General features: G+C 52.0%; 18 protein-coding genes. 9 read left to right on the top strand and 9 right to left on the bottom strand.

The features are described from left to right. Positions 1-89 precede the first annotated feature (89 nt). Positions 90-791 carry a DnaA inactivator Hda gene (locus AB1E22_RS03950; protein WP_367597321.1) on the top strand — a complete coding sequence of 234 codons (702 nt, stop codon included), beginning with the start codon at positions 90-92 and terminating at the stop codon, positions 789-791. A 96-nt stretch (positions 792-887) separates the two neighbouring features. On the opposite strand, the gene arsC is transcribed toward AB1E22_RS03950, so the two are convergent. Both arsC and bepA read right to left on the bottom strand, forming a co-directional pair. Further along, complete coding sequence (gene arsC, locus AB1E22_RS03945; protein ID WP_367594181.1) at positions 888-1,238, bottom strand: arsenate reductase (glutaredoxin); 351 nt, start codon at positions 1,236-1,238, stop codon at positions 888-890. Positions 1,239-1,255: 17 nt separating this feature from the next. Further along, positions 1,256-2,719, bottom strand: a complete 1,464-nt coding sequence (gene bepA, locus AB1E22_RS03940; protein WP_367594180.1) for a beta-barrel assembly-enhancing protease — start codon at positions 2,717-2,719, stop codon at positions 1,256-1,258. Positions 2,720-2,930: 211 nt separating this feature from the next. On the opposite strand from bepA, the gene AB1E22_RS03935 reads away from it, so the two are divergent. Then, positions 2,931-3,995, top strand: a complete 1,065-nt coding sequence (locus AB1E22_RS03935; RefSeq protein ID WP_367594179.1) for an AI-2E family transporter — start codon at positions 2,931-2,933, stop codon at positions 3,993-3,995. 70 nt (positions 3,996-4,065) lie between these two features. Here the strand turns inward: AB1E22_RS03935 and bcp are convergent, their stop codons facing one another. Beyond that, positions 4,066-4,536 carry a thioredoxin-dependent thiol peroxidase gene (gene bcp, locus AB1E22_RS03930; protein WP_367594178.1) on the bottom strand — a complete coding sequence of 157 codons (471 nt, stop codon included), beginning with the start codon at positions 4,534-4,536 and terminating at the stop codon, positions 4,066-4,068. Between the two features lie 14 nt (positions 4,537-4,550). Continuing rightward, positions 4,551-5,108: a glycine cleavage system transcriptional repressor gene (locus tag AB1E22_RS03925; RefSeq protein ID WP_367594177.1), complete on the bottom strand. Its 558-nt coding sequence runs from the start codon at positions 5,106-5,108 to the stop codon at positions 4,551-4,553. 145 nt (positions 5,109-5,253) lie between these two features. On the opposite strand from AB1E22_RS03925, the gene dapA reads away from it, so the two are divergent. The 6 genes from dapA (at position 5,254) to ypfH (ending at position 11,824) form a co-directional block, all read left to right on the top strand. Further along, complete coding sequence (dapA, locus tag AB1E22_RS03920) at positions 5,254-6,132, top strand: 4-hydroxy-tetrahydrodipicolinate synthase (RefSeq protein WP_367594176.1); 879 nt, start codon at positions 5,254-5,256, stop codon at positions 6,130-6,132. A gap of 16 nt (positions 6,133-6,148) precedes the next feature. Next, positions 6,149-7,183, top strand: a complete 1,035-nt coding sequence (gene bamC, locus AB1E22_RS03915) for an outer membrane protein assembly factor BamC (protein WP_367594175.1) — start codon at positions 6,149-6,151, stop codon at positions 7,181-7,183. 106 nt (positions 7,184-7,289) lie between these two features. After that, on the top strand, positions 7,290-8,003 hold the full coding sequence (gene purC / locus AB1E22_RS03910; RefSeq protein WP_367594174.1) for a phosphoribosylaminoimidazolesuccinocarboxamide synthase: 714 nt from the start codon (positions 7,290-7,292) through the stop codon (positions 8,001-8,003). 132 nt (positions 8,004-8,135) lie between these two features. Beyond that, entirely contained in the window at positions 8,136-9,011 is an 876-nt protein-coding gene (ypfJ, locus tag AB1E22_RS03905; RefSeq protein ID WP_367594173.1) for a KPN_02809 family neutral zinc metallopeptidase, read from the top strand. A gap of 24 nt (positions 9,012-9,035) precedes the next feature. Next, positions 9,036-11,051 carry a tRNA(Met) cytidine acetyltransferase TmcA gene (locus AB1E22_RS03900; protein ID WP_367594172.1) on the top strand — a complete coding sequence of 672 codons (2,016 nt, stop codon included), beginning with the start codon at positions 9,036-9,038 and terminating at the stop codon, positions 11,049-11,051. Between the two features lie 74 nt (positions 11,052-11,125). Beyond that, a complete protein-coding gene (gene ypfH / locus AB1E22_RS03895; RefSeq protein ID WP_367594171.1) occupies positions 11,126-11,824 on the top strand; it encodes an esterase in 699 nt (232 codons plus the stop codon). A gap of 808 nt (positions 11,825-12,632) precedes the next feature. Here ypfH and AB1E22_RS03890 read toward each other — a convergent pair. The 3 genes from AB1E22_RS03890 to AB1E22_RS03880 form a co-directional block, all read right to left on the bottom strand. After that, positions 12,633-12,824, bottom strand: a complete 192-nt coding sequence (locus AB1E22_RS03890) for a YpfN family protein (protein WP_367594170.1) — start codon at positions 12,822-12,824, stop codon at positions 12,633-12,635. A 64-nt stretch (positions 12,825-12,888) separates the two neighbouring features. Continuing rightward, a complete protein-coding gene (gene dapE / locus AB1E22_RS03885) occupies positions 12,889-14,016 on the bottom strand; it encodes a succinyl-diaminopimelate desuccinylase (RefSeq protein ID WP_367594169.1) in 1,128 nt (375 codons plus the stop codon). 4 nt (positions 14,017-14,020) lie between these two features. After that, the gene (locus tag AB1E22_RS03880) at positions 14,021-14,377 is read right to left on the bottom strand and encodes an ArsC family reductase (RefSeq protein WP_367594168.1); all 357 of its coding nucleotides are present in this window, start codon (positions 14,375-14,377) and stop codon (positions 14,021-14,023) included. A gap of 409 nt (positions 14,378-14,786) precedes the next feature. Between AB1E22_RS03880 and ypfM the strand changes: the two genes are divergently transcribed. Beyond that, positions 14,787-14,846: a protein YpfM gene (gene ypfM / locus AB1E22_RS03875; protein WP_154159664.1), complete on the top strand. Its 60-nt coding sequence runs from the start codon at positions 14,787-14,789 to the stop codon at positions 14,844-14,846. A 102-nt stretch (positions 14,847-14,948) separates the two neighbouring features. Here ypfM and acrD read toward each other — a convergent pair whose 3' ends face one another. After that, positions 14,949-18,065, bottom strand: a complete 3,117-nt coding sequence (gene acrD / locus AB1E22_RS03870; protein ID WP_367594167.1) for a multidrug efflux RND transporter permease AcrD — start codon at positions 18,063-18,065, stop codon at positions 14,949-14,951. Positions 18,066-18,216: 151 nt separating this feature from the next. Next, positions 18,217-18,861, bottom strand: coding sequence for a nitrate/nitrite response regulator protein NarP (gene narP / locus AB1E22_RS03865; protein ID WP_367594166.1), 645 nt, complete (start codon positions 18,859-18,861; stop codon positions 18,217-18,219). Positions 18,862-18,872 lie beyond the last annotated feature (11 nt).

Raw genomic sequence — 18,872 nt, 5'->3', positions numbered from 1 at the left:
AGCCGGGCGGCACGATCGCCCGGTTCTCCTGGCTTCCAATTCTGTGATAGAATCTCTGCGTTTTTCTGCCTGTTATGGTTGAGGTAATTCTGAATACGCCGGCACAGCTCTCACTGCCACTCTATTTGCCTGATGACGAAACTTTTGCAAGTTTCTGGCCGGGTGATAACCCTTCTTTACTCGCAGCCCTCCAGTCTGTGCTCCGCCAGGATCACAGCGGCTATATCTATTTCTGGTCGCGGGAAGGAGGAGGGCGCAGCCATTTGCTGCACGCCGCCTGTGCGGAACTGTCGCAACGGGGCGAAGCGGTCGGCTATGTGCCGCTGGATAAACGCACCTGGTTTGTGCCTGAAGTGCTCGACGGCATGGAACAACTTTCGCTGGTATGCATCGACAATATCGAATGTGTCGCGGGCGACGAAATGTGGGAGATGGCGATTTTTAATCTCTACAACCGCATTCTGGAATCAGGGAAAACACGCTTGCTGATCACCGGCGATCGTCCCCCACGTCAGCTTAATTTGCAATTGCCCGATCTGGCATCGCGTCTTGATTGGGGCCAAATCTATAAGCTGCAACCTTTGTCTGATGATGACAAACTCCAGGCGCTGCAACTGCGTTCCCGGCTGCGCGGATTTGAGCTTCCAGAAGACGTGGGTCGTTTTCTGCTAAAGCGTTTGGACCGCGAAATGCGCACGTTATTTATGACGCTCGATCAACTCGATCTCGCCTCTATCACCGCGCAACGTAAACTGACAATCCCGTTTGTGAAAGAGATTTTAGGGCTTTAAATTGCAGCCGTTGGTGGATGTTACTTGTGCTAATCCACCCACAACGGCTTTCTTGTAGGTCGGATTAGCGTAGCGACATCCGACATTCTTTGCGCATTACAAAATTTCCAGCACTGATTCCGGCGGGCGGCCAATCCTTGCTTTGCCATTCGCCAGCACAATCGGGCGCTCAATCAGCTTTGGATTGTCGATCATCGCCTGAATCAATTGCTCTTCGCTTAACGAATCATCCGCCAGATTTAACTCTTTATATAAATCCTCTTTCTGACGCATCAGTTCGCGTGCGCTGGCAAAATCTAACTGGCTCAGTAAGGATTTGATGGTGGCCGCATCCGGTGGGGTGTCCAGATACAACACCACTTCGGGTTCTACGCCATTGGCTTTCAGCAGGCTCAACGTTTCACGGCTCTTTGAGCAGCGTGGATTGTGATAAATAGAAACGGTCATGACTCTTATTACTCCTGTTACATCTTCGAATACTGAAGGAAGCGTTTTTGCAGTTCGCGGAACTGATCGATTCGCGCATCATAGCGAGCCTGCTGCAAACTGCCCAGTTTCACCTGTGCGCTGGCACTGCTGAGGAGTGAAATGGCCTGATCGAGACGGCCAACTAACGCCATAACTTCGGCGCGTGCGGCGAGTTCCTGGTCACGGTTACCCAGTGCGGATTCGGTTTGCGCCAGCAAATCCCAGGCATTACTGTCATCCGGATGTGCAAACGTGTAACGATTCAGAATGGTTGCCGCCTGATTAGGCTGGCCTGCCTGAACATAGGCGTTGGCAAGGTTAAGCTGCAAGACGGGATCTTGTTTCAGGCCTGGCGCATTTTTCAGCCGGTTAATGGCGTCGGCGGTTTTCTTCTGCCCAAGGTCAATATCGGTGGCTAAATCCAGATACCATGAATTAGCCGGTTGTTCGGTAAGCAGCGGTTGTAAAAGTTTACGGGCTTCATCCCATTTATCCTCCCCCATCGCCTGAAGTGCACGCCCGTAAGAGGCTGCGCGCTGTTCGCGAATGTTGCCTTTCGACCAGCTATCCAACAAATCGCTGGTGAGCTGATTACGGCCTGAATTATACATGCCCAGCGTTCGCGCTTTTGCCATGTAAAAGTCTTCGGAAGATTGCACCACCACCGAACGCATTTGATTGGCGCGGTTACGTGTATCTGACAAACGGCTTTCCGGTAACGGGTGAGTCAGCAGAATTTCTGGCGGACGCGAGGAATAACGCGCCTGATCGAGCAGTTTCTCAAGGAAAGTGGGCATCGCTTGAGGGTCAAAACCGGAGCGCTGCAACACTTGAATCCCGATGCGATCGGCTTCCTGTTCGTTTTGCTGCGTAAAGCTGATCATGCCCTGCTGCGTTCCCGCGAGCGTACCACTCAATGCCGCCATACCCGCCTGCGGGCTGGCCATCGCCAACAAGATAGAACCTAATGCCCCAACCCAGGTGAGGGGCGCATTCTTTTTTTGATCTTCCATTGCGCGCGCCAGGTGACGCTGCGTGACGTGCGAAATTTCGTGCGCCATAACCGAGGCGAGCTGGCTTTCGTTATCGGCGTAGCGGAATAATGCAGAGTGCAGCACCACGTTGCCGCCAAAGAAGGCGAAAGCGTTGATTTCGTCATTGTTGATCAAATAGAAATGGAACGGTGTCTTGACTGAGTTTGCGTGGCTGACCAGCCGCATACCGAGTTTGTTGATGTACTGCACAAGTAAGGGGTCATTGATTAATGGGGCACTGCCTCGCAGCTGACGAACATAATAGTCGCCCATCTGCAATTCCTGGCCTATCGACAAGGTACTTCCTGCTGACGTTCCCATATCAGGCAGTTGATCGGTAACATCCGCAAAGGCGGGAGCTGCAGGGCCCGCGAGCAAAGCTGCCATCAGTGTTGCAACCAGCGATTTTTTCAACTGCTTGAACATACGTCCTGTCCTGTTTAATCAAAGTTAATCTTTGACATGTATTACATGGTTTTGTTCGCACACAAAGATGAACTGTAGCCCATGAGATAAGTGAAACCTATCTTATCTGCGACAATTTTAAACCGCCATGGAACAGAGTTAAAAAGCGAAGTCTTTATAGTGACATTTCGCTACAATCTCTCATCGCACAATGCAGTCAGGGAAGGGATGTATGCTTGAGATGTTGTTGCAGTGGTATCGACGACGGTTTAGTGACCCGGAGGCTATCGCGCTGTTGGTTATTCTGGTCGCAGGGTTTGTTATCCTGTTCTTCTTCCACGGACTGTTAGCGCCGCTGTTGGTGGCGATTGTGCTGGCATATTTGCTGGAGTGGCCCACCGCGCGCCTCCAGCGTATCGGTTGCTCGCGAACCTGGGCGGCCATCATTGTTCTGGTGCTATTCGTCGGTATTTTACTTTTGATGGTACTGGTCGTTGCTCCGGTCGCCTGGCAGCAGGGTATTTACCTGATTCGCGATATGCCTGGAATGCTCAACAAACTGTCTGATTTTGCAGCCACACTTCCGAAGCGTTACCCGGCGCTGGTGGATGCCGGCATCATTGATGCTATGGCCGAAAATATGCGTGGTCGCATGATGGGGATGGGTGACCAGGTCGTAAAATACTCGCTCGCTTCATTAGTCGGGCTGCTAACGCTCGCGATTTATCTGGTGCTCGTTCCGCTGATGGTGTTCTTCCTCGTGAAAGACAAAGAGCAAATGCTGAATGCTGTGCGCCGCGTTTTACCCCGAAATCGAGGGCTTGCGGGCCAGGTCTGGGTTGAGATGAACCAGCAAATTACCAATTATATCCGTGGCAAAGTCCTGGAAATGCTGGTTGTGGGCGTGGTGACTTATATCGGTTTTGTGGTGTTTGGCCTGAACTACTCGTTGCTGCTGGCGGTGCTTGTGGGGTTCTCGGTGCTGATCCCCTATATCGGCGCGTTTGTGGTTACCATTCCGGTGGTCTGTGTGGCGTTATTCCAGTTTGGTCTTGGCCCTGAATTCTGGACGCTGTTTGCAGTTTACTTAATCATTCAGGCGCTGGACGGTAACTTGCTGGTGCCGGTGCTCTTTTCTGAAGCGGTAAACCTGCACCCGTTAGTGATTATTCTCTCGGTAGTGATTTTTGGCGGCCTGTGGGGATTCTGGGGGGTATTCTTTGCCATACCGCTCGCCACGCTGATTAAAGCGGTGGTACATGCCTGGCCTGACGGGCTGATTACCGAAGAGCCGTAGGTCGGATAAGCGTAGCGCCATCCGACACAAAAAAGCCGACGTAAAGTCGGCTTTTTTACGTTCAGCGCAATTAAGCGTTTTCTTTCAGCCAGTTCACTACGATGTCGTGGTGGTTGCTGGTTTTGAAATCATCAAAGACTTTCTCAACTTTCCCTTCGCCATCCAGCAGGAAGCTAATGCGATGGATACCATCGTAAGTTTTCCCCATGAATGATTTCTCGCCCCAAACCCCAAATTGTTCACAAACTTGATGGTCTTCGTCAGAAAGTAGCGTGAAGTTAAGTAACTCTTTTTCGGCAAAACGTGACAGTTTTTCTGGTTTGTCAGTGCTGATACCCAGCACTTCTACACCGCTCTTTTTCAACTCGTCCATGTTGTCGCGCAAACCGCACGCTTGCACGGTACAGCCTGGCGTCATCGCTTTCGGGTAGAAGTAAACCAGAACGCGCTGTCCCTGGAAGTCGGTCAAATTTACTTGCTCGCCGTCTTGATCGGGCAAGCTAAATTTCGGTGCGCTATCACCGGCTTTCAGTGGGCTCATTACAACTCTCCGTCTTAATCATCTTGCTGTGGATAATTCACAACGTTAATACTGCCCTGTGCGTTGAGTTCTGTACAGAGGGCCTTGAACTCATCTTCAATCACGCTCGCATCCTGAGAGGCAGGGCTGTGCGCTGTGATCTGAATATATAGCTGCGCGGGGTTACCATCCTGAGCGGGTTGGGTCCGTGAACTCAGTTCGGCGATATTCATATGGTGAATATCAAACAGATTGGTGAAGCGCTCGATTAAATGGGGTGAATCGGTGACTTCCACCTGCACCCAGACTGTAGCGGGCATTGCCGGGCGTTCTTGCGCGGTGGTGCGCTTCATCACAATCAGCAAATCCAGCTCAGCACCTTTAAGCGGAAGCGTCGATTCAATCAGGGTTATCGCATTCCAGGTGCCTGAGAGCAGCATAATAAACGTGAACTCTTCACCGAGCATAGCGAGGCGGCTGTCTTCAATGTTACAGCCGCAACTGCTCACATGGCGGGTAATGGTATTAACAATACCAGGCCGGTCTGCCCCTAGGGCCGTGATGACCAAATAATGGTGTGGTGAGGGAGTCAAACGTATTCTTCCTGTGAATCGGTGAGTTAACATAAGGAAAGCATAAAAAAAACTTGCGTACAACCGTACGGCATCACTTGGTCACTTGCTTTTGATCATGCACCAAACGTACCATTGAGACACTTGTTAGCACAGAGGATGGCCAATGTTCACTGGAAGTATTGTCGCGCTTGTGACGCCGATGGATGAGAAAGGTAATGTCTGCCGGTCAAGCCTTAAAAAACTGATTGATTACCATGTTGCCAGCGGTACGTCGGCGATTGTCTCGGTAGGTACTACCGGAGAGTCTGCAACGTTGAGCCATGAAGAGCACGGTGATGTGGTACTGATGACTCTGGAACTGGCCGACGGTCGCATTCCGGTTATCGCAGGGACTGGCGCCAATGCCACTTCTGAAGCTATCTCCCTGACTAAGCGTTTCGAAAACAGCGGTATTGTCGGCTGTCTGACCGTTACGCCATACTACAACCGTCCTACCCAGGAAGGGCTGTATCAACACTTCAAAGCTATCGCCGGAAGCACAGACCTGCCACAGATGCTGTACAATGTGCCGTCTCGTACCGGTTGTGACATGCTGCCTGAAACCGTAGGCCGCCTGGCGCAAATCAAAAATATTATTGGTATCAAAGAAGCGACCGGGAACTTAACACGAGTAAACCAGATCAAAGAGCTGGTTGAAGATGACTTCATCCTGGTGAGCGGCGATGACGCCAGTGCGCTGGACTTCATGCAATTGGGGGGCCACGGTGTCATTTCTGTGACGGCAAACGTAGCCGCGCGTGAAATGGCAGAAGTGTGTAAACTGGCCGCCAACGGGCAATATGCACAAGCGCGCGATATCAACAAACGTTTGATGCCGCTGCATAATAAATTATTTGTAGAACCCAATCCTATCCCAGTTAAATGGGCTTGTCGGGAGTTGGGACTTGTGGCAACCGATACCTTGCGCCTGCCAATGACGCCGCTGACTGAAGCCAGTCGCCCGGTGATTATTAGCGCGCTCAAGCACGCCGGTTTGCTGTAAAGTTTAGGGAGATTTGATGGCTTACTCAGTACAGAAGTCGATGGTGGCGAAAGTTGCAGTGGTTTCGTTAGCCATGCTGTTAGCAGCATGTAGCACCGACCAGCGTTATAAGCGCCAGGTTAGCGGTGACGAATCCTATCTGGATGCAGCACCCCTCGCGGAAATCCACTCCCCGGCGGGGATGATCCTGCCGGTGCAGAATGGTGATTATAATATTCCGGTCACCAACGGCAGCGGCGTAGTAGGCAAAGAGTTGGATATTCGTCCGCCAGCTCAACCTCTGGCATTGGTCAGCGGCGCACGCACTCAGTTTACCGGGGATACCGCAACGCTGATGGTTGAAAGCGCACGCAACGCAGCATTGTGGCCGCAGGTTGTCAGTGCCGTTCAGTCGAAAAACTACGGCATTGATAAACGCGATGACGCAAGCCAAACCCTGACCACCGACTGGGTACAATGGAACCGTGCTGATGAAGATCAACAGTTCCGTGGGCGCTATCAAATCAGTGTGAAACCGCAGGGCTATCAACAAGCCGTGGTGGTTAAGCTGCTGAATCTGGAGCAGGCGGGTAAACCGGTTGCTGACGCAGCATCTATGCAGCGTTACAGCGCAGAAATGCTCAACAGCATCAGCGCAAGCCTGGATAAAACCCAGACCGACCAGCAGAACGCCAAAGACAACCGTACAGCGACGCAGCTTGATGTTCAAAGCGCCGCTGATGACACTGGCTTGCCGATGCTCGTTGTGCGCGGCCCGTTCAACGTAGTCTGGAGTCGCTTACCTGCAACGCTTGAAAAAGTGGGCATGAAAGTCACCGATTCCACGCGTTCTACAGGCAGCATGGCGGTAACCTACAAACCATTGTCTGACAGCAACTGGCAAGATTTGGGGGCGAAAGACCCAGGCCTTGTGAGCGGCGACTATAAGCTGCAAGTGGGCGACCTCGATAACCGCAGCAGCTTGCAGTTCATCGATCCGAAAGGTCACACGCTGACGCAGTCTCAGAACGATGCTCTGGTCGCCGTATTCCAGGCTGCATTCAGTAAGTAATTTTTAAGGCCAGATCTTTCTGGCCTTTTTTCTACCAGGCTACGCAAACGTGTGCGTAGCAAAAAATAGCGGAATTTTTAGTTAAATCACACCTGGAGTAAGAAAGATGCAAAAGCAAGCTGAGTTGTATCGTGGCAAAGCGAAGACCGTATACAGCACGGAAAATCCGGATCTGTTGGTGCTCGAGTTCCGCAATGATACGTCAGCAGGAGACGGCGCGCGCATTGAGCAGTTTGATCGCAAAGGGATGGTAAACAACAAGTTTAACCATTTCATTATGACCAAACTTGAAGAGGCGGGTATTCCCACTCAAATGGAAGCGCTGTTGTCCGATAACGAAGTGCTGGTTAAGAAGCTTGATATGGTGCCGGTTGAGTGTGTTATCCGCAACCGTGCGGCGGGTTCTTTGGTTAAACGCCTGGGCATTGAAGAAGGCATTGAACTTAATCCCCCGCTATTTGATCTGTTCTTAAAAAATGACGCGATGCATGACCCAATGGTCAACGAATCTTACTGTGAAACCTTTGGCTGGGTGAACAAAGAGAATCTGGCTCGCATGCGTGAATTGAGCTACAAAGCTAACGATGTTCTGAGCAAACTGTTTGATGACGCAGGTCTTATCCTGGTTGATTTCAAACTGGAGTTTGGTTTATTCAACGGCGAAGTTGTCCTCGGTGATGAGTTCTCTCCAGACGGTAGCCGCCTGTGGGATAAAGAAACGCTCGATAAAATGGACAAAGACCGTTTCCGCCAGAGCCTGGGTGGCCTGATTGAAGCGTATGAAGAAGTTGCGCACCGTCTTGGCGTTAAATTAGACTAATTCCTCATCCGTATTCCCCTAAAGCCGGATGTGTTTTCACATTCGGCTTTTTCACATCTTGTTTCTTATGGTAATTCTGAAGTTAACCACCTACGATCTACTGATTACAAGTTGTGTATAAAGGGGTCGGCTATGCGTTGGCAAGGTCGTCGTGAAAGCGACAATGTAGAAGACAGACGAAACAGCTCTTCCGGCCCAAGTTTCGGCGGGGGAGGTGGCGGGTTTCGCTTACCGGGTGGCAAAGGCGGCATCATCCTGTTAATTGTCGTCGTCGTAGCGGGCTATTACGGCGTTGACCTCACTTCCATGTTGTCAGGCGGGCAGCCTGTTCAACCGCAATCTTCCCAGCGCTCTGTCAGCCCGAATGATGACGAAGCGGCGAAATTCACGAAGGTTATTCTCGCGACAACGGAAGACACCTGGGGTGAAATTTTCCAGAAAATGGGCCGTACTTATCAGCAGCCAAAACTGGTGATGTATCGGGGCGTCACACGCACCGGCTGCGGCACCGGCCAGTCGATTATGGGCCCGTTTTACTGCCCGGCTGACAGCACCGTGTACATAGATCTCTCCTTCTACGATGAAATGAAAAGCAAACTGGGCGCAGACGGCGATTTTGCTCAGGGCTACGTCATCGCTCATGAAGTGGGGCATCATGTCCAGCGGCTTTTAGGCATCGAGCCAAAAGTTCGTCAACTCCAGCAGGGGGCAAGCGAAGCCGAAGGAAATCGCCTTTCCGTAAAAATGGAACTGCAGGCAGACTGCTTCGCGGGCGTGTGGGGTAACAGCATGCAAAAACAAGAAGTGTTGGATACCGGAGATTTACAGGAAGCCTTGAACGCCGCCGAAGCGATTGGTGATGATCGTCTTCAACAGAAGGGGCAAGGCCATATTGTGCCCGACAGCTTCACTCACGGCACCTCAGAGCAGCGTTATACCTGGTTTAAACGTGGGTTTGACAGTGGCGATCCGGCGCAATGCAACACCTTTGCTAACACCACCAAATAACTTGATGTAACAAGGATTTAAGCCATGGAACAGCTCAGGCAAGCCACCGCCAGCATGGCCAATGTGGGCATTCGCCGGATGATAGTCATGGCGGGCGAAAGGGCGTGGAGCAGTCAGCAAGTTCACGCTCTTACCCGTCAACTGCCGGGAGACTGGCTCTGGGTTGGGGCTGCGCCTGAATTACCTCTTCACTGCGCCACCTCTGCTATGCGCACTTTGCTGGGGCGTGAGTTTCTGCACGCGGTTTTTGATGCGCGAGACGGGCTTGATGCTGAGGCGCTGGCAGCCCTTGCGGGCACGTTAAAAGCCGGAAGCTGGCTGGTAGTTCTTGCTCCCTCGTGGGACGACTGGCTGATGCAGCCGGATTGCGACTCGAACCGCTGGAGCGAGCAATCTGAAGCTATCCCAACACCTCATTTCATCGCCCATTTGCAGCACTGCATCCGCGCCGATAGCGAATGTGTGCGATGGTTGCAGCATCAACCGTTATCCATTCCTGTGTTCACACCGCGCCCTTTATGGCATGCCGCGAGCGGTGCGCCGTTTGACGAACAAGCCGCCATTCTGGATGCGCTCTTAGAGATGCCTGCGGGAGTAGCCGTTGTTACCGCTCCACGAGGCCGTGGGAAATCTGCGTTGGCGGGCATGTTGTTGCGCCAGATTGCAGGCAAGGGATTGGTTACCGCGCCGGGAAAAGCCGCCACTGATGTGCTTGCCGGGCACGCTGGCGAGCACTTTAACTTTGTCGCACCGGATGCGCTGCTTGCTAATACCGACGCTTATCAGGCGGACTGGCTGATCGTTGACGAAGCCGCTGCTATTCCCGCGCCGCAGTTGCGCAGGCTTATTTCCCATTTCCCACGAGTGTTACTCACAACCACCGTTCAGGGCTACGAAGGCACCGGGCGCGGATTTGTTCTGAAGTTTTGTGCAAGCCTTGAAACCTTAACGCGCTACACACTCTCCACGCCGATTCGCTGGGCGGTGAACGATCCGCTGGAAAAGCTCATCGACGCCATTTTGCTGTTTGATGAACCGGATATTTCCACGGCGGCCTCAGGCACGGTTTCCCTGCAAACCATTGAACGTAGCAATGAATTGCAGCCCTCGGCTCAACTGCAACAGATGTATCGTCTCCTTTCGGGGGCACATTACCGTACGACTCCGCTGGACTGGCGGCGGATGCTTGATGCACCAGGCCAGCATTTTATCGCCGCTATCAGCAAGGAAGAGACTCTCGGTGCAACCTGGCTTGTGGAAGAGGGGGGCCTTGATGAAAATCTGAGCCAGGCAGTGTGGGCGGGGTTCAGGCGCCCTCGGGGGAATTTAGTTGCACAATCGCTGGCGGCACACGGCGGTAGCCCGCTAGCCGCAACGCTTAAAGGGTTGCGCGTCAGCCGAATTGCGGTGCATCCGTTACGTCAGCGTCAGCAAATTGGCCAGCAGATGATCGCTTATGTGAAAACGCAGGCGCAGTTCGCCGCCGATTATCTCTCGGTCAGCTTTGGTTTCACCGATGAACTCTGGCGCTTTTGGGAAAGTTGTGGCTTCGTACTGGTGCGTGTCGGCAGCCATCGTGAGGCCAGCAGCGGGTGTTATGCGGCGATGGCGTTACTCCCGCTAACTGAGCGTGGGAAGGCGCTAACCCGCCACGAACAACAGCGCTTAAAGCGGGATATTCACTGGTTACAGCCGTGGATTGACCATCCATTACCGGTTATTTCTTGCGAAGAGGCTACGCTAAACAGTGATGACTGGCTGGAACTCGCAGGTTTCGCCTTCGGGCATCGCCCGCTGGAGGCATGTTTAGGTTCGCTAAATCGTTTATTACTGGCCTGCGATCTGCCGCTCAATGCTTTGCGCGGGCGGGTACAACAACGCCTGAGCGTGGATGTGCTTTGCCAGCAATGGCGGATTTCCGGGCGCAAGGCTTTGTTGGCGGTGATGCGCCAGGAAGCCCAAAAGGCGCTGGAAAAATGCGATGAGCAACAAAGCATTGCCCTGAAAAACCGGCTTTTGCAATTGCAATTTTTCCACTAAGTCGTTCAATCAAATGCCATGGTCATCACGGATAGCCAGCGTATAGTCAACGCCATAAACGTGAGGAGAAAACCATGAAACATGATCATTTTGTTGTCCAAAGCCCTGCGGCACCTGCAAAACAACTGCTGCTTTTGTTTCATGGCGTTGGTGATAACCCCGTTGCAATGGGTGAAATCGGGAGCTGGTTTGCGCCGCATTTTCCTGATGCGCTGGTGGTCAGTATTGGCGGCCCCGCTCCAAGCGGCCCGTATCAGGGGCGCGAATGGTTTTCCGTGGCGGGTGTTAGCGAAGAAAATCGCCAGCAGCGAGTAGACGCCATTATGCCGACGTTTATTGAAGTGGTGCGCCACTGGCAAAAACAGAGCGGTATTACGGCGAATGCGACGGCGTTGATTGGTTTTTCGCAAGGGGCAATCATGGCGCTTGAGGGAGTAAAAGCCGAGCCAGGGCTCGCTTCGCGCGTCGTGGCGTTTAACGGACGTTATGCGCAGTTGCCAAAAACCGCTTCAACCTTAACCACCATCCATTTAATTCATGGCGATGACGATAAGGTTGTGGACGTTAAACACGCTTTTGATGCGTCGGAAGCATTAACGCAGGCGGGTGGCGATGTGACGCTGGATGTGATTGACGATTTAGGGCATGCGATTGATGACCGTAGTATTCAGATTGCCCTGGATCATCTGCGTTATACGGTGCCGAAGCACTATTTTGATGAGGCACTGAGCGGCAGTACGCCAAAAGACGACGATATTGTTGAATTTCTGTAGAGGGGAATCCCGTGCAGGGGTTGCCTCTTAGTCATAAATTTCAGTTGAGTGCAGATGATATTCACTCTGTCAGTTTCGGGAGTTTCCGTTCACCCGATGCCCAGTGTTCTATGCAGTAACCGAACTGGTGAACGTCGAAAGGGTGTTCGCCGCCACACCCTTTCGAATCCCGGCTCCCGGCAATAAATCGCCGCAAGCGGTAAACCTCCCTTTTTCCTGATTTTTAGGGCCGGTTGTGACTCGTTCCCGACGGATCACAACCTCTCGCCGTTCCCGACGGCTCGACCCTAAAAATCAGGAAAAAGGGAGGCGATTTAAGCCGGACCCAAAACCCTTGCTTCCACTCTGTATTATTACTTTTGCACGGCATTGCTTTATATTTTTCAGCAAAGCCAACGCTACAATATTCCTGAAACTTACAGCAACGCTCTTGTTCCCGGCTTAAATCGCCCCAGTTTTTCCCCAACAGTCAGGGTCACGTGGTCGGGAACCACGTGAGAGAGCGATCGTCAGGAACGAGTCGCGAACGACCCTGAATGTTGGGGAAAAACTGGGGTTTACCGCTTTAGCGGCGATTTACTTGCCGGGCGCCGGGGTCGCCAGGGGAATGGCGTAATTCCCATGGCACGTTCACCGTAAGCCGTTATTACATGGAAAAACCAAACGCTTGGGTGAACGGAAACCTCAGCAACTTATAGATCTCACCCTGAAAGATTGTCAGAGCGAGATCGATATAAGAGCCCTCTCCTGGAGAGATAGAGCCAGATCAACTATTTGCCCTCTCCCACTGAAGAGGGACGAGGGAAAACTAAGGCTTTTTCTTAGGAAAATCGTCTTCGTCATCCCACTTATGATTGAAGTCACGATGCGGGGGAAGATCCGGTTTATTTGCCATATACTTTTTCGGGTCAATACGCTTCAAATCCTTAATTACATTAAGGAAGATACCGAGCAGAAGCACCAGTACGATAACCCACCAGTAGTGCGATAGCCATTCCATGCCAATACCTCTCTTTCGCCTTGCGACAACGCCAATTTACCTGGCGATGATTGAATGAAGCCCATCAAGCGACGAGCTGTTCCATAATACGTTGATACATCCGGGCAAGAAGTTGCAGGTCAGCGGCATTAACACATTCATTTATTTTGTGAATGGTTGCGTTCACCGGCCCCAGTTCCACCACTTGAGCACCCATGCGGGCAATAAAACGCCCGTCGGATGTGCCGCCGGTGGTTAACAGCTGCGGTCTAATTTCATTATAGTGCTCAACGGCATTTACCACCGCATCAACCAGTTTCCCGCGTGATGTCAGGAACGGTTGGCCTGAAAGCCACCAGTCGAGGGTATAACGCAATTGGTATTTATCGAGCAGGGCAATCACGCGCTGTTTGATGTCTTCGTCAGTCACTTCGGTGCTAAAGCGGAAGTTGAACTGCACAAACAGATCGCCTGGAATGACGTTGTTGCTGCCGGTGCCAGCCTGAACGTTGGCAATTTGCATGCTGGTCGCCGGGAAAAATTCATTGCCCTTATCCCACTCAATAGTGACCAGCTCATTCAGCATAGGCGCTGCGCGATGAACCGGATTATCAGCCAGATGCGGATAAGCAACGTGACCCTGCACGCCATGCACCGTGAGATTACAGGTCAGTGAACCACGACGGCCATTTTTCACAACGTCGCCCACGACTTCGGTGCTTGAAGGTTCGCCGACCAGGCAGTAGTCGAGTCTTTCACGACGTGCCATTAGTGCTTCTACCACTTTCACCGTGCCATTTTTAGCACTGGCTTCTTCGTCAGACGTAATAAGAAACGCCAGGCGGCCTTTATGATTTGGGTTCTGCGCGACAAAACGTTCGGCGGCAACTACCATCGCTGCCAGGGAGCCTTTCATGTCTGCGGCACCGCGGCCAAACAGCATGCCATCGCGGATGGTTGGCTCAAAGGGTGGATTAATCCAGCGATCGGCATCGCCAGAAGGCACGACGTCGGTATGCCCGGCAAACGCTAACGTTTCACCTTTCCCACGCCATGCCCAGAAGTTTTGGGTGTCGCCAAAATCCATATGTTCAATGGTAAAACCGATGGCTCGCAGCCGCTCAATCATCAGCGCCTGGCAGCCAGCGTCATCAGGGCTCAGGGAAGGGCGGCGAATAAGCTGTTGCGTCAGCTCAATAACTGGGCAAGACATAGGACTATACCTCGTTGATAAACTGCTGATAGTTCGATTCATTGAAACCCAGCAGCATAGGCTGCCCTGGCGCGTAGAGCAATGGGCGTTTGATGATTGCTGGCATGGAAAGCATCAGCTCTGCCGCCGTGCGGGCGTCAATAATGCTGGCTCGGTGTGCTTCATCGAGTTTGCGCCAGGTGGTTCCGCGAGTATTAAGCAGCGCCTCCCAACCTAGTTCCGTGATGAAACTATTCAATAGTTCAGCATTTAAACCGTCGACGCGATAGTCATGAAACTTGTATTCCACGCCCTGAGTCTCCAGCCAACGGCGTGCTTTCTTGATTGTGTCGCAGTTTTTAATACCGTAGAGAATTATCACGGGCAATTCCTTATTTTTGGCAATGATTATTTATGCAGGTAATGAGAATAATTAAAATGATAAAAAAGTCGCAAGGAAGAATATATCTCAATTGCTAATCTAAAAGTTAGGTAATAGCATTTCTTTTCCAGGGTTGATTGATTTTTCACCGCAATAAAAAATATTACCGATCTGCGGATAGTGGCGACAAGTCAGATTTTACGTGGCTTGTAGGCTAAAATCCGAAAGTGAGCGATTCATTTTATTTCTGGTGCATCGTCACATTTTAAATTACCTGCTGAGCTGATAATTAACGCAATACGCAGTCGACTCTCAATATTTGTTGATAGCCAGTGAAAGGGCAAAGTAACGTCACTTCACTCCAGGGAAGGGATTACGTATAATTAGAGCAATTATAAGAGAGGCGGTTATGATCGAACACGAAGTAGGGAACTGGAAAGATTTCATCGAAGATATGCTTCGTAAATGAAACAAACAGCAAGAACATGATGTTCTTATTCTCAATATCCTTTGAGCCATAAAAAAAGCGACCCGGTCAGGTCGCTTTTTTGTTGCCTGCTTTTCAGAATACTCAGTTTTCTGAATGTTCCTTGAGCGGGAATCGCCTGCGGACCAGCACAAAGAAGAGTGGCACGAAGAATATCGCCAGTACCGTGGCTGAAATCATCCCGCCCATCACGCCAGTACCTACCGCGTGCTGGCTGCCAGAACCTGCACCGCTGCTGGTGGCCATCGGCAGCACGCCGAAGATAAACGCCAGAGACGTCATTAATATCGGGCGTAAGCGCTGGCGGCAGGCATCAAGCGTTGCGGCGACCAGTTCACGGCCTTGGGCATTCATATCGTTGGCAAATTCGACGATAAGAATGGCATTTTTAGCCGATAGCCCAATAACGGTGAGCAGCCCCACCTGGAAATAAACATCATTTTCAAGGCCGCGCATCCAGGTGGCAAGCAGCGCACCAATCACGCCGAGTGGCACCACCAGCATTACCGAGAAGGGCACCGACCAGCTTTCATAAAGGGCGGCAAGGCACAGGAACACGACGAGTAGTGAAATGGCGTACAGCGCCGGGGCCTGGGCGCCAGAAAGTCGTTCCTGGTAAGACATGCCCGTCCATTCCAGACCAAAACCGCTCGGTAATTTTTGTACCAGATTTTCCATAATCTCCATGGCCGTCCCGGTACTCACGCCGGGAGCGGCTTCACCGACGATTTCCAGCGAGGAATAACCATTATACCGTTCAAGGCGAGGGGAGCCGGTTTCCCAGTGTGAGCTGGCAAACGCGGAGAAGGGCACCATTCCACCGTCTTTGTTGCGCACATACCACTGGTTAATATCTTCCGGAAGCATGCGGTACTTAGCGGCGGCCTGCACGTACACCTTTTTTACACGCCCTCTGTCCATAAAATCATTCACGTAGCTGGAGCCCCATGCGGTTTGCAGGGTGTTATTAATGTCATCAATGGAAACCCCCAGCGCCTGCGCTTTACGCTGATCGATATCAATCTGCATTTGCGGGCTGTCGTCCAGGCCGTTATGGCGAACGCGGGTGAGTAACGTTTCATTGCCTGCCATTTCCAGGAGTTGGTCACGCGCCTGCATCAGCGCATCGTGCCCAGCCCCGGCGTGGTCCTGCAATTCCATATCGAAACCGGCTGCGTTCCCTAAGCCGCTAATCGCGGGTGGGCTGCTGGCAATAACGCGGGCTTCTTTGATGCCGCGGAAGGCTTTGGTCGCTCGTTCGATAATGGCGAACGAACTGGCGGTGTCGGGATCGCGCACGTCCCAATCTTTTAAGCGAACAAACATACGCGCCACGTTTTGCCCGTTTCCGCCAGGTCCGGAGCCGATAGTGGAGAATACCGACAGCACGTTATCTTTCTCTTTGGTCAGATAATATTGCTCGAGCTTCTCAACCACTTTGGTGGTTTGCTGCTGCGTTGCACCGCTCGGGAGCTGAATGGATGTGGTAAATACGCCCTGATCTTCAAGCGGCAGGAAAGAGGTCGGTAGCCGCAGGAACAGGAACACCATGCCGCCAATCAGCAGCACGTAAATAAGCATCCAACGTAGACTGTGGGTCAGTATTTTTCCCACGCGCGTTTCATAGCGGTTCGCATTGCGGTTAAACATGCGGTTGAACCAGCCGAAGAAGCCTTTCTGACCGTGATGTTCCCCTTTATGCAGCGGTTTGAGAATCGTGGCGCACAAAGCAGGTGTGAGGATCATCGCCACCAGCACCGACAGCACCATCGCGGAAACGATAGTTATCGAAAACTGGCGATAAATCGCCCCTGTCGTGCCGCCGAAAAAGGCCATCGGAACGAATACCGCTGACAACACCATCGCGATGCCGACCAGCGCGCCTTGAATCTGGCCCATTGATTTACGCGTGGCTTCTTTGGGCGATAATCCTTCCTCGCTCATGATGCGCTCGACGTTTTCCACCACCACAATGGCATCGTCCACCAGCAAACCGATGGCCAGCACCATAGCAAACATCGTCAGGGTATTAATGCTGTAGCCGAAGGCGTAAAGCACTGAGAAGGTTCCCAGAAGCACCACCGGTACCGCGATAGTGGGAATCAGCGTTGCACGGAAGTTTTGTAAAAACAGATACATGACGAGGAAAACCAGCGCGATAGCTTCCAGCAGGGTTTTTACTACATCAATAATCGAAGCTTTAACAAACGGCGTGGTTTCGTAGGCAATTTTCGCTTCCAGGCCGTGAGGAAAATATTGTGACAGTTCTTCAATTTTGGCGCGGGCGAGTTTATCGGTCTCCATTTCATTCGCGCCGGACGCGAGTTTAATTCCCAGGCCGGACGCAGGCTGCCCGTTATAACGACTCAGGAAATCATACTTTTCTGCCCCCAGTTCGACCTCTGCCACATCACCGAGCGTGACGACTGAACCGTCCTGATTTACGCGCAGCGTAATATCTTTAAATTGCTGCGGCGTTTGCAGCAATGATTGAGAGTTAATCGTGGCATTGAGCGCTTGCCTGTCGACGGAAGGTGTGCCCCCTAACTGGCCGACGGCGATTTGCGCATTCTGCGATTCAATCGCATCAACCACATCTTGCGTCGTCATCTGGAAACTGGTGAGTTTGGTCGGGTCGAGCCAGATACGCATCGAATATTGCGAACCGTAGGCATCAACGTCGCCCACGCCGTTAATACGGCTGATGGGGTCCTGAATATTACTGGCAACGTAGTCGGCAATATCTTGCTTATCCATACTGCCGTCGGTCGAAACGAAGGCAATCATCAGGATGTTGGTATCGCCCGTTTTCCTGACCGTTACGCCCTGCGTTTGCACCGCCTGCGGTAATTTACGCATCGCTGACTGCAACTGGTTTTGCACCTGTTGCACCGCTTCATCTGGATCGGTTCCGGCTTTAAAACTCAGCGTAATACTCGCCTGGCCGGTGCTGCTACTTTGGGAGGACATGTACATCATGTTGTCCAGCCCGGTCATATTCTGCTCGATAACCTGCGTAACGGTGTTTTCCAGCGTCTGTGCCGATGCGCCAGGATAGTTGGCGGTGATACGCACGTTGGGCGGTGCGAGGTCAGGATATTGCTCAATAGGGAGCGAGAAAATCGCAAGTAACCCGGTCAGGCACAAAATAATGGCCAACACCCAGGCAAAAATGGGGCGATTAATAAAGAAATTCGCCATTCAGTCAGGACCTCGTTAGTACTTCAGATTGTGATTATAAGTATCAGTCGTCACTGTAGCCTTAACCGCAAGTCCAAACGTGGAGAAAATGAGGAGATAATGTAAATTATTTTAGCGCTCTGTAGCGGCGCGGGCGCAATCTCAAACGCTGTTAAAACCCACGGCTTTCAAGGAATAGCACCGTTGCCGCGACCCGCGAGCGTACCTGGAGTTTGCGTAATAAATTACGAATATGGACCTTCACTGTCTCTTCCGAAATGTGCAAACCAGAGGCAATTTGTTTATTGGATAAACCCCGCGCCACTTCCTGTAAAACATCCAGCTCACGCTCGGTCAACACGGCGAAAGGGTCGTCACTGCGTTTGTCAGTGCTGCGCGTGCGCAGATACTCTGCAACTTGTTCGCTGTACGCTTCACCTTCGCTCGCGCCACGGCGAATATCTTCGAGCAGCACATCCGGGTCGCTGTCTTTGAGCAAATAGCCATCGGCCCCGGCGTCAATCAGCGTGAAAACATCGCTGCGTGAATCTGAAACGGTTAGCACCACAATACGCGCATTCACTCCGTCACGGCGCAACGCGTTCAGGGTATCCAACCCGCTCAGCCCTTTCATATTCAAATCAAGCAAAATGAGGTCGGGCGCAAGGCGATTTGCCAGGCTGATGGCTTCGGTCCCGCTGCTCGCTTCCCCAACGACACAAAAGGTGTCATCTATTTCCAGCAACTGGCGAATGCCGCGACGCATCAACGGATGATCATCAACAATCAACACTTGGCAGACAGTTTTCTCACTCATAAGGCCCCCTT

Origin of the sequence: Buttiauxella gaviniae, assembly GCF_040786275.1 — a bacterium.
GTDB lineage: Bacteria > Pseudomonadota > Gammaproteobacteria > Enterobacterales > Enterobacteriaceae > Buttiauxella > Buttiauxella gaviniae_A.
This window is presented reverse-complemented; position numbering and strand designations above follow the sequence as displayed.